Origin of the sequence: Hyalangium gracile (assembly GCF_020103725.1) — a bacterium.
In the GTDB taxonomy this organism is placed as follows: Bacteria; Myxococcota; Myxococcia; order Myxococcales; family Myxococcaceae; genus Hyalangium; species Hyalangium gracile.
This window is the reverse complement of sequence record NZ_JAHXBG010000005.1, coordinates 168,834-180,008: the sequence shown is the minus strand read 5'-3', so window position 1 is coordinate 180,008 and position 11,175 is coordinate 168,834. Positions and strand designations below refer to the sequence as shown.

General features: G+C 60.3%; 12 protein-coding genes. 9 read left to right on the top strand and 3 right to left on the bottom strand.

The window, feature by feature from the left end; translation table 11 throughout:
- Window positions 1-3: 3 nt before the first annotated feature.
- On the top strand, window positions 4-486 hold the full coding sequence (locus KY572_RS11665; protein WP_224242649.1) for a hypothetical protein: 483 nt from the start codon (window positions 4-6) through the stop codon (window positions 484-486).
- Between the two features lie 26 nt (window positions 487-512).
- Here KY572_RS11665 and KY572_RS11660 read toward each other — a convergent pair whose 3' ends face one another.
- Window positions 513-974, bottom strand: a complete 462-nt coding sequence (locus KY572_RS11660) for a DUF6484 domain-containing protein (protein WP_317987843.1) — start codon at window positions 972-974, stop codon at window positions 513-515.
- A gap of 1,408 nt (window positions 975-2,382) precedes the next feature.
- Here KY572_RS11660 and KY572_RS11655 point away from each other — a divergent pair.
- From KY572_RS11655 to KY572_RS11630, 6 genes are all read left to right on the top strand, one after another.
- Window positions 2,383-2,943 carry a hypothetical protein gene (locus tag KY572_RS11655; RefSeq protein WP_224242647.1) on the top strand — a complete coding sequence of 187 codons (561 nt, stop codon included), beginning with the start codon at window positions 2,383-2,385 and terminating at the stop codon, window positions 2,941-2,943.
- A gap of 63 nt (window positions 2,944-3,006) precedes the next feature.
- Window positions 3,007-3,639, top strand: a complete 633-nt coding sequence (locus KY572_RS11650; RefSeq protein WP_224242646.1) for a hypothetical protein — start codon at window positions 3,007-3,009, stop codon at window positions 3,637-3,639.
- Window positions 3,640-4,244: 605 nt separating this feature from the next.
- A complete protein-coding gene (locus tag KY572_RS11645) occupies window positions 4,245-4,493 on the top strand; it encodes a hypothetical protein (RefSeq protein WP_224242645.1) in 249 nt (82 codons plus the stop codon).
- A gap of 278 nt (window positions 4,494-4,771) precedes the next feature.
- The gene (locus tag KY572_RS11640) at window positions 4,772-5,299 is read left to right on the top strand and encodes a hypothetical protein (RefSeq protein ID WP_224242644.1); all 528 of its coding nucleotides are present in this window, start codon (window positions 4,772-4,774) and stop codon (window positions 5,297-5,299) included.
- 320 nt (window positions 5,300-5,619) lie between these two features.
- Window positions 5,620-5,940, top strand: coding sequence for a DUF7716 domain-containing protein (locus KY572_RS11635; protein ID WP_224242643.1), 321 nt, complete (start codon window positions 5,620-5,622; stop codon window positions 5,938-5,940).
- Between the two features lie 232 nt (window positions 5,941-6,172).
- Window positions 6,173-6,577, top strand: coding sequence for a hypothetical protein (locus tag KY572_RS11630; protein ID WP_224242642.1), 405 nt, complete (start codon window positions 6,173-6,175; stop codon window positions 6,575-6,577).
- 555 nt (window positions 6,578-7,132) lie between these two features.
- Here the strand turns inward: KY572_RS11630 and KY572_RS11625 are convergent.
- A complete protein-coding gene (locus tag KY572_RS11625; RefSeq protein WP_317987842.1) occupies window positions 7,133-7,594 on the bottom strand; it encodes a DUF6484 domain-containing protein in 462 nt (153 codons plus the stop codon).
- A 1,092-nt stretch (window positions 7,595-8,686) separates the two neighbouring features.
- Between KY572_RS11625 and KY572_RS11620 the strand changes: the two genes are divergently transcribed.
- Entirely contained in the window at window positions 8,687-8,899 is a 213-nt protein-coding gene (locus KY572_RS11620; protein ID WP_224242640.1) for a hypothetical protein, read from the top strand.
- 17 nt (window positions 8,900-8,916) lie between these two features.
- On the opposite strand, the gene KY572_RS11615 is transcribed toward KY572_RS11620, so the two are convergent.
- Window positions 8,917-9,462, bottom strand: a complete 546-nt coding sequence (locus tag KY572_RS11615; protein ID WP_224242639.1) for a DUF6484 domain-containing protein — start codon at window positions 9,460-9,462, stop codon at window positions 8,917-8,919.
- Window positions 9,463-9,564: 102 nt separating this feature from the next.
- On the opposite strand from KY572_RS11615, the gene KY572_RS11610 reads away from it, so the two are divergent.
- Window positions 9,565-11,163, top strand: coding sequence for a radical SAM protein (locus KY572_RS11610; RefSeq protein WP_224242638.1), 1,599 nt, complete (start codon window positions 9,565-9,567; stop codon window positions 11,161-11,163).
- The last annotated feature ends 12 nt before the right edge of the window (window positions 11,164-11,175 follow it).

Here is an 11,175-nt window from a genome sequence, read left to right as displayed (position 1 = left end):
TGGTTGATGGTCAGGACAAAAGTCGAGGCTTCTGTTTTGTGGGATGCTATTGAGTTGGCATGCTGTCGAGATTTTGAGGAAGGTCCGCGTAACTATGATGAACCTGAGCGGATCCTGAGAGTGTACTTGCGGCTCAGGTGGAAGGAAGAGCGAGAGTTTTTGGACTTGGATGATCTCGCGGCTCACCTCTCGTTCATTGGGGTTGATATTGGCCGTGCGTTTGAAAAAGACGCGGCCCGTGCTGCTGGGGTGTTTGCGCGGTTTTCTGGTGGAGGGAGGCTCATCATCCCAGGAGACCTGACAGCGGTTGTCGCCGCTGAGAGAGGATATGATGTTGATTCCTTCTATCCTTGTCTTTCAAGTAGTGTTGCTCGCTGGGCCGTGATGCGGCCGGATGCGCAGGGTCGGTTGATGGTCGAGCAGTGCGAAATGCAATTGAGAACGCTCAGTATTTCGCGTGTGCCGGTTCGTGTAATAAGCCGATGACCCCTCGCTCGCCGCACGCAAGTGAATCAGTTGATCTGGACGCTGCCGCCCTTGATGCGGTTCACGCCCGTCGAGTGGGTCTCGACGTAGGTCCCCTTGAGGATCAGCTTGCCGTTACGGCGCAGGGTGATGCTGGCCTGGCCGCACTTCAGGACGACCTCGTCGGCTGCCTCGATGACCACCCGCTTGCCGTCCACCTGGGCTTCCATGGGCTGCTCTGGGGAAGGCTCGGGTTCGGGTGGAGCCTCCGGGCTCGGCTCCTCGAGCATCGCGTCCAGCAGCGGCGTGGCGCTCTCCGCCTGGTAGAGGCCGATGATCACCGGCAGGCGCGGATCGCCGTTCTCGAAGAGCAGCATCACTCCCTGGCGCTGGGCTCCCGCGCGCTGTAGGGTCTCCGGTTCCATCGGGAGCGTTCTTCGCGCGGCGCGGGGACCATGGCGGTTACCTTGAAAGTCCACCAGCGGGCGCCCCTCGCCATCCACTCCCACGAGCCAGCCCGTTCGCGGCGTCGTGATGAGCTCGAGCGTCTCGGTCGTCGCGGCTCCAGGCTTCGAGGAGGGCGCTGAAGTCATGCCCCTAGTGTATCCCAAGCGGTGAATCGACGGTGGTGATCCTGGAGTGCGGCCATGTACACTCCGCGAGCCAGTCCACCCGCTGCTGCGCGAGGCAGACACGTGGCCAAGTCGCTCTATCTGATCAACCCGCGGTGCGACATTCCCAGCTACCTCAGCGGTGAGGCTGAAGGATGGGCGGAGTGCGATTGATTGGAGGGTTCGAGATACGCACAAGGGTGGGTACATTTCATTTTGAGGTGGAGTATGCTTGACCCTGTGGCCGAATGGATTGAGCGATTGTTGAAGGAACTGAGGGCTGGGTTGCATAGACCTAATGCGCGATACCTAGATATTGAGTGGCTGATTCTTCGCTGTGAAGACACGCTTGGGTATGAAAAAGGGCTGCGGGAGGCATCGGTGGAGCAACTCATTTTCGAAATCGAGAGATTTGCGAATGAGAGTCCCGGTTTTCTGTCAGGCGAACTCTTGCAAGGGCCAAGGCAATAGATTCCGGTTTGTTAGCCTGTTGGGCGATGCGCGAAGCGGGCTTGGACAGGGGTCGCCGCGCTCAAGGGGCGCTCGACGCGGTGGATGCTGACGGCGAGTTTCAGCCGGATGGTGATCGCCTGAGCGTTACGTAAGACTTCGCCGTGACCCTTCGAGACGGGATCCAGCCTTTCGTGAGGTCTCCTGAACCTCATTGCAGGAGGCAGCCGATAGAAAGAGTTGGAGCAATTCCGGCAGGAAGCCCAGCGACAGTGGTAAATACGAGCCTGGGTGGCCAGATCCGATGCGTTCTGGGGCGACAGGGATACAAGGATTGCATGAAGGCGCTCTGTGAGAGCGTGAGAGCGAGGCGTGCTGAGACAACGCTCCGCCGTGCGGCCGGGGCGCCGTGCGCAACGAAGGCTGTGGCGGCCAGAGGCGGAGGGAGGGACGGCGAGCCCTCAAGCAGCAGGCAGGAGTGTCTGGTGCCTGCGCCCGTGGACGAGGCTGTCGCTGAACTCCTCGCATAGGTACGCGCGCTTTTCGAGCAGAGTGTTTTTGATGGGCTTGTGATTCGGGGGAGTGCTGGGCGAGTACTGCATATGGATGGGGTGGCTGCTTCAAAGCATTCAACGATGCCGAGGTCCCTTATGCAAAAGCCTTGTTCCCCCAGCCGTTGTGTGCGATTGGTAAAATGGAGATCATGACATATCTGGTGGCTGAGAATGGGCGCTGGGTTAGAGCGATGAGGTGCCACAGGGCTTCTAGTTCCAATTAGGCGAGGTAGCACGTGGCTTGGTCTGATGTGTGGAGGTTTCGGCGAGCAGTGCAGTTCCCTGAGCAAGAGTCGCGGCAAGTGTTCGATGTTGTCGATAGCGTGTACGTAGGGGGAGCGCGGATTGTCTGGGCCTTTGTGGTGGACGCTCCCCTTCAAGGCCAAATGTCGCTCGCGTGGAATCTGGTGCAGATGCTCGCGCATGTGGAATGGAGCGGGCACGGGAGCGACCTGCTAGGAGTGCTCGATCGCTTGAAGGTGGCGATCTCAAACGATCCCTATGGGGCGAAGACGGGTCTCGCGGGTGGAACTCTCGGCGGGGTGTCGTTAGCGGGGCTTGCCCTATGTGGCGATATGAGTCTCGTCGCGTTCCGGCGTGGCCGGTTCAGGGTGTCCATTGATGGCAGGGAAGTGCTTCCTGAGGAGACTGTCCTGCGGGAGAACGAGCTGATGAGGCAAATGCCCGAGCGGTACCAATTCGCGGTACAATTCCCGTCGAGATGGCTCCCCGAGCACCCAATAAAGCAGGATGACATGGTGTTTCCCTCCATCGGGGTGGTGGAAGTGGTTCATGATGCTCGGTTTGGCTTCGCCGACGAGGGAAACCCTCGAGTGCTGATTGCGTGTCGAAAAACTCGGTGATTCTTTCGAGGACTCTTCGCGGAAGCCGGTTGAGTCCTTGTCGCCTGTGTATCATCAGGAGGGGTGATTGTGGGATCCCGCCGGTTCTTCTTTTTCCTTCCAGAGCCTGGTGTGGATTTGAACCCGGGTGCTGTCATCGCCGCGCTGCGCGCCGTAGGTTTTGAGTTTGATTCCACTGCTATCGTCGCTGGGATGAATGAATGGGGGGTCGCCTTTGGATCTCGACAGATCAAGTTGGGCAATCTTGCTGGTCATAATGTCTCCCATTACTTGCAGGAAGGGCTTAGTTTTGAAGTCGAATGTCGTGATCGCACGTTGTTCATGAATTGTGTGTTCGGATCTCCGCACCCAACGCCTATCTTCTTTCTTATTGTTTCGCTCAAGAGGTGGAGTGAGTTGAATGAGACGGGGGACAATAGATACGAACAATTGATGGTTCAGGTAGCGAGAGCATCTGGTGCTGTGAATGTTCTCGTTGCGGACGAGCCGTCGGATGATTTTCTGGGAAGAATGATGGTGGTGGAGCAGCAGTGGATGGTGGATCCTCATCGGTTGAGCGGCATAGAGATGGAGGCACTGACTGTGCTGACTGATCCGGCACGAGGGGGCCTCCCTGTCATGCGTGCTCTGCGCCCTACGGGACGGAGTATTCTGGGATTCTTGGAATATCGTGAGTCTTTGGAGTGCTCCAGGTGAGTCGCGGTGGGGCTCTGGTTGACCCGGTCATGAACCCGGGGCAGTGGTGAATCATTGATGCTGCGTACTCTTCTTCGATGCAGCTCGGCAGGGCAGCGAACTTGTTGTTCGGTGCCAGCGGCGAAGTCAGGGAGCCGAGCAGGTTATTCTCGAGGAGCGTGTTCCGCTCGATGCATTCATGCGGGAGCTGGTGGCGAGCGCGGCCCGGGTCGTCGCTGAATGCGAAGTGCGAGGGTGGATCTCGGGAGGGCCGGGTCGTCTCAAGGATCTGGTAAGGGCTGCCCAGCCCAGGTGAGCACATGATGCATGGCTGATAGAAGAGGGCGCCTGGACGATGAAAGTCCCGGCTACTTCAGCGGTGAGGCCTACTCCACCTGGGGAACCTTGGACGGCGTGGGGCCGACCGGCGCATGGATAAGCGTCTCGCTTTGGGGACTGACGTGTTTGATGCAGCTACTGTGGAACCCAGTTGATCCCACGCTCAACCGATTGCTGCTGCCGGGCTTGTGCGTGAACACGGCCAACATCAGCTCAATCGGGGCCGCTGTAGAGTACTGAATGATTTGAGAACCCAGTGGACCGGCTTTGGAGGGAGACGGTGAGCTATGTTCGATAAGGAGGTCGAGGAGTTCGTGGGGGTGAAGTGGGTTGAGGAGGAGCAAGTCGCAATCGGGTACGTGGAGGCCGATGGAGAGCGTCTCTATGAGGATGTGTTTGCGCAGGAGACGGATGCGGCGTTGGGACGAGACCTCGCTATCGTGGCGCACGGGTGGAATGCCGTCAGGAACTACCCAGACGCGAGTCTCGATGATCTTGTCGCGAGATTGGTGCTCGCCTGGGCGAAGCGATTCTGAGTTACCCCGGAGTGGGTGCGTGGCAATGGTTGGAGAAGGTCGGGATGACTCGAGAGGAGTTCCTGAAGCGGGCGCGTGGTTGAATGTGGCGACCTGCCGTTCTTCAGCGGGTACCGTGGTGAAACTCCGAGAGATGGAGATGGGCATGGTGTCCCCAGGTGAGTGGAGCATTTATTCCTGGTCAAGCCTCGACCGGCGGCGGGTTCATCCTGATGATTCTGGTTGGAGAAAAAGCGTCGTCGGAGAAGTACTGGTGGGAGGACTTGAAAACCGTGTGAATGGACCTGTCCCGAGGCGTGTTGATGTTCATACCGGTGGTGCATGAGATGAGATCACGTTCGGTGCCGGATGGTTTTCTGTATTTGACATCTATTCTTGGACGAGCCTTTTCTTCTCAAGAGGTTGCTGGTTTCTTGTTGGAGATGGGAGGAGTCTCGGAAGTAAGTACCGTGGAAGATCGAACGTACTATGTCTTCAAGAGGCGTGGGATCGACGTCGATGTGGAGAATGGTCGCGTCGCAGCACTGTTCTTGTTCTCAGAGGGACTTGCTGGTCACTCTGCTTTTTTCAAAGGGTTGCCAGAGGGCTTGAGCTTTTCGAGCGATCGCGAGGCCGTGCGTCGCGCCATGGGCAAGCCTGATAGTGCCCGAGAGGGAGAGGAGATCCCTTTCTATGGCTTCAGTCTACCAAGCGACAAGTACGTATATGGGGATTGCGCGATCGTGGTGGAGTATGCTGCTGATCTTCTCAGTGTCTCGATGGTCACGTTGCAGGTGTTGACCCAGTTTCCAGGAGCTGGGCCCTGATTTCATGAGGCATGTTGATCCTGGCTCTCGGAGCATGATTCCATCGGGAATTCGTCGGTGCAGGGGGCGCTGTGGAAAGCGATCGCCGGGCGTTGGATGTGCTGAGACAGCTTCGGGGGCAGGGGCTGTCCTTGGAGCAGTCTTTGGGTGCGATGAAGGAAATGAATCTGGGGCTGATTTCAGTCATGAAGGCGATTCGCGATGTTGAGGGGGTTGATCTTCGGGAGGCTGGAAGGATCATGGCGAGGAGTGGGCTTGTCTAGAGCACTTCTCCAAGAGGGTTGTTGATGGGCTTGAATGGAAAATATTGGAGGCGGACGTTGAGTTCAGGTCAGTTGACGACGCTGGGGAAGATTTTGCGCGCGATCAAGGAACCGACGAGAGGATATGCGCTCTACATGCGAGGCGGACTGCCTTGGGCAGCCCATAGTGAGGCGTGCATCCTGGAGCGCGACCTCTACTCGGACGACCTTCCTCCGTTTGCCGAGGCCAATGGGTTGGTCAAGATTCTGTCCGCTGCCCAGGTGCTCGAGGTCGTTGATAATGCTCGTCTGCAGAAGCCCAACGTCAGTGAGCAAGAGTTGGTTGAGGCACTGGCTCATTACTGCAATCGCGATGCCTTCATTGAATTCAGTGGTTGACCGCGAGGGAGGCGAGTGGACGCTTCTCCGAGCAACAGTTGAAGGTGATTAAGAGCGAGTCGATGGCTGTCGTTGGCCCTTATGTTGATAACCGGGGCGGTCGCGAAAGCCTCTCTGAGGAGCAGGCTGATGCGCTTGCGCGAAGAGGCCTTATCGACGTGAAGAGTGCTCCGGTTGCTAGCGCGTCCGTCATCAGGCCGGGCGTGTTCGGCGGAGTCTCGTGCGAGAATGCATGGATGATGACAAGAAACAGGTGATTCTCTCGCGTGCGCTGTCCTTGGTGCGAAGTCACTTTGACCTGCTCAATGAAGGCCGACTGGCGGAGGCTCGCAAGCAGTTGTTCTTTCCTCGGGGAATGGTCGACAAACCCCTCGATGTCTATGTGGATACGATGGGCATGTTGGCGCCGTTCGAAATGCGTTCGATCTCCATCGTCAGGTTCGTGGATGTCAGACCAAGAAGGCACGGACCGGTGGCTGAGGTCTGGTTGGATGTTTCAGTCCTGTGTTCGTTGGGCGAAAGAGAGGCTGAGGTGACGGTGTGGTGGTTCCCGGATAGTGATGAATGCAAGATTTCCTCCCGACCTACTCAGTGGGTGTTGGAGAAGTTACGGCAAAATGAGACTCCATCAGAGTGAGTGTGTTGAAGGTATGCTTGCGAGCCGTTCGAGTCTTGCGGCGAACGATGTTCGAACCTGAAGTCACTGCTGGCGGGAGGGCCTGAGTCTCTCCCACGACGCTTATGCCCATTTTCGTTCGCGGAATGTCGTGCCCTATATGCCGCAAGCCTATTGAGGGGACCCCTGGTGCTTATCTCCCGAATTTTGTGCGAAATCGCCGCGATCCGCTCTACGCGCTGACGGACGGGGCGTTCCATGGCGAATGTTTCTCCAATCATCCACTGCGTGAGTTGGCTCTGCGCCGAAGCGAAGAGCGAAACAAGAAGGTGCGGTCCGCATCCCTCAGGTGCGTGGTGTGTGGAGAACGGATTCGTGAGGATTGGTACAACACAGATTTCTTGACGGACGATCCCGCATCGCCGCTGTATGAGTTCAACTATCTTCCCTTCCACCGGAGCCATCTGCGCCTCTGGCCACGGTTCGAGGAGTTCCGGCGATTGGTCGAAGAGTTCGAGCGTTCCGGAGCATACGAAGGGCCTCCGATCCTGCCGAAGTGAGCTGGGGGGGCGTACGTCAGTTGATCTGGACGCTGCCGCCCTTGATGCGGTTCACCCCCGTCGAGTGGGTCTCGACGTAGGTCCCCTTGAGGATGAGCTTGCCGTTACGGCGCAGGGTGATGCTGGCCTGGCCACACTTCGGGACGACCTCGTCGGCTGCCTCGATGACCACCCGCTTGCCGTCCACGTGGGCCTCCATGGGCTGCTCTGGGGAAGGCTCGGGTTCGGGTGGAGCCTCCGGGCTGGGCTCCTCGAGCATCGCGTCCAGCAGCGGGGTGGCGCTCTCCGCCTGGTAGAGGCCGATGATCACCGGCAGGCGCGGATCGCCGTTCTCGAAGAGCAGCATCACTCCCTGGCGCTGGGCTACCGCGCGCTGTAGGGCCTCCGGTTCCATCGGGAGCGTTCTTCGCGCGGCGCGGGGACCATGGCGGTTACCCTGAAAGCCCACCAGCGGTCGCCCCTCGCCATCCACTCCCACGAGCCAGCCCGTTCGCGGCGTCGTGATGAGCTCGAGCGTCTCGGTCGCCGCGGCTCCAGGCTTCGAGGAGGGCGCTGAAGTCATGCCCCTAGTGTATCCCAAATGGTGAATCGACGGTGGTGGTCCTGGAGTGCGTCCATGTACACTCCGCCTTGCAAGAGCTGCTAGCGTCCGCGCTCCAGTCATAGAGGCGGGAGGGCGTGGTTTCGAAAAATTGTGAACAATGGAACAATAAAGTTTGTGATCACCGATTCAGGGCAGCTCATTGTCGCTCCTCATACGTGGGGGGGAGTAGAGATCTCACATGCAGTGCTCTCCAGAGGCCGCCCAGTGCTCGCGGCGGGGCAGGCTAATATTGCCGGCTATCGTGGGGCTTTCTTCGGAACCGACATTAGCAACCACAGTGGACATTTCATGCCTACTGAGGACACCTTGAAAATCGCTCAAGAGGCGTTCGCGCGAGTCGGTGTGGTCTTCCCGTGAGGCTAGAGTGAGGCCACGTGCGATAGAGGTGCGTCGGTGGGAGAGTGTTTCAGATGGACCGCTTACTGAGCAGGGGGTTCGCGATCTTTATGGGCAGCCATGGAGATTCATGCTTAGGGCTCATGTCTATCCGGCGGGGGTGCGGTTGAGTGGTGCGATGCGGGCCGGGGTTTGTTACGTGCTCGAAGGATCCTGTAGATACGACTTCGGAGTGGAGTCGGTGAACTTGTCCACCGGGGATGTGGCTGATTTGCCGGAAGGGTCCTATGTCTTGGAGTCTGGGAGGGCGAGCCCTTTGCGCGTTGTTCTTGTATGGGAACTACCAAGTGAGTTCGCGGGTTTGGGCTGATTCCAGTGTTGATTTTACTATTCCCTTGGATTCCCTTATGTCGAGGGAACGGCCAATCTGACTGTTGTGCGAGATCCATAAGCCCATGCGGCGCAGGATGGTGCTGGCGTGGTCGCACTTGAGGAGGGTCTCATTAATTACCTTGCAACTCACCCGCCTGCGTCCTTCAGCTACAGTTCGTTGAAGGAAGCGAGAGCATCAACCCCAGAGCTTCCGCCGGGACGCTCAGGGGCGTGATCGGGCCGCCGCACACAGGAGTCATGATTGAACTCCTCGTGAAGTTGCTGACGACTCGGATGGACGACGGCAGTGTGGCTATCTGGGCGCTCGTATTCTTCTTCGTCGACAAACGACGGGTCGCCGAGAAGGGCAAATCCCACCTCACGGCTGCGTGGCGTGCGGGACAATGGGCCCAGCGCGGCTGGGAGGCAGACATCTACGACGAATGGACGGAACTCGAGGCGCTCGAGTGATGCTTTGCGGAGGTGGATCAGTTGATCTGGACGCTGCCGCCCTTGATGCGGTTCACCCCCGTCGAGTGCGTCTCGACGTAGGTCCCCTTGAGGATGAGCTTGCCGTTACGGCGCAGGGTGATGCTGGCCTGGCCACACTTCAGGACGACCTCGTCGGCTGCCTCGATGACCACCCGCTTGCCGTCCACGTGGGCCTCCATGGGCTGCGTTGGGGAGGGCTCGGGCTCGGGTGGGGCCTCCGGGCTGGGCTCCTCGAGCATCGCGTCCAGCAGTGGGGTGGCGCTCTCCGCCTGGTAGAGGCCGATGATCACCGGCAGGCGCGGGTCGCCGTTCTCGAAGAGCAGCATGACGCCCTGGCGCTGGGCTACCGCGCTCCGCAGGGCCTCCGGCTCCAGCGGGAGGGTTCTTCGCGCGGCGCTGGGGCCATGGCGGTTGCCCTCGAAGTCCACCAGCGGTCGCCCCTCGCCATCCACTCCCACGAGCCAGCCTGTTCGCGGCGTCGTGATGAGCTCGAGCGTCTCGGTGGCCGCGGCTCCAGGTTTCGAGGAGGGCGCTGAAGTCATGCCCCTAGCGTATACCAAGCGGTGAATCGACAGTGGTGGACTCGGAGTGCGCCCATGTACACTCCGCGAGCCGGTCCATCCGCTGCTGTGCGAGGCAGACACGTGGCCAAGTCGCTCTATCTGATCAACCCGCGGTGCGACATTCCCAGCTACCTCAGCGGTGAGGCCTACTCCGCCTGGGGCCTCCCCCGGACGGCCGTCGTGGCGGACCTCGCCCTCCCCACCGTCGCCGCCATGGCCCAGCACAAGCTCGACGTCACCCTGTGCGACGAGTTCATCCAGGACATCGACTTCGACACTCCCGCCGACTACGTCGGCCTCACCGGCAAGGTCAGCCAGTGGGGACGCATGCAGGTCCTCGCCGCCGAGTTCCGCAAGCGTGGCAAGAAGGTCCTCATCGGTGGCCCTCACGCCAGCCTCAGCCCCGAGCTCGTCCAGCCCCACGCCGACATCCTCGTCGTCGGGGAGATGGAGGAGATCGCCGAGCAGGTGTTCTCCGATCTCGCCGAGGGCCGCTTCAAGGAGCGCTACACCGGCACCCGCCCGGAGCTCTCCACCTCGCCCCTCCCTCGGTGGGATCTCTACCCGAACGACCGCGCGCTCATGGCCAGCGTGCAGACCTCTCGCGGGTGCCCCTTCCAGTGCGAGTTCTGCGACGTCATCCAGTACCTGGGCCGCAAGCAGCGCCACAAGGCCGTCGGCCAGGTGCTCGCCGAGCTCGACATCGTCTACCGCTACGGCTACCGCGTCGTCTTCCTCTGCGACGACAACTTCACCATCTACCGCTCTCGCGCCAAGGAGCTGCTCCAGGCCCTCAAGGAGTGGAACCTCTCCCAGCGACAGGGCAAGGTGGAGTTCGTCACCCAGATCTCCATCGACGCCGCCGCGGACGAGGAGATGCTTCGCATGTGCGCCGAGGCCGGCCTCACCAACGTCTTCATCGGCATCGAGACGCCCAATGAGGACAGCCTCCGCGAGACCAAGAAGCGCCAGAACACCGGCATCGATCTCGTCGAGCGCATCCGCCGCTTCGCCCAGCATGGCATCCTCGTCATCGGCGGGATGATGGTCGGCTTCGACTCGGATGGCCCCGACATCTTCGAGCGCCAGTTCCGCTTCGCCTCCGCCACCACCATCCCCGTCTTCACGCTCGGCGCGCTGGTGGCTCCGGCCGCCACGCCGCTGCATGCCCGTATGCGTGCCGAGGGCCGCCTGCTCGAGTCCGAGGATGTGAAGGGCGCCTCCGTGCCCTGGAGCACCAACATCGTCCCTCGCCAGATGAGCCGCGAGCAGCTCATGGCCGGCATCCAGTGGCTGGCCAACAACCTCTACAGCCCCGCCTCCTTCGAGGCGCGCATCCGCCAGTTCATCGACTCGCTCGGCGAGCGCCGCGATCCGCGTCACCTGTCCGCTGGCGAGCCCCCCTTCGTGCGCCAGCTCGACATGGACAGCATGGAGCTGATGAGCGCCCTGCCTCGCCTCGGCCGCGAGGAGACCGCCATGTTCAGCTCCGTCATGCGGTACGCCCGGACGAAGCCCCAGTCCATCAGCTTCGTGAGCACCGTGCTCCTGCAGTACCTGAGCATCCGGCACATGTACAAGGAAGGTGGCCTCTGGGAGCCCCACCTGTCCCGCGCCGCCGCGCCCATGCCCGTGCCCCTCAAGGTCGGCACTCCGGCCAGCGCCGCCGTCACCCGCTGAGGGCCCGGGCTC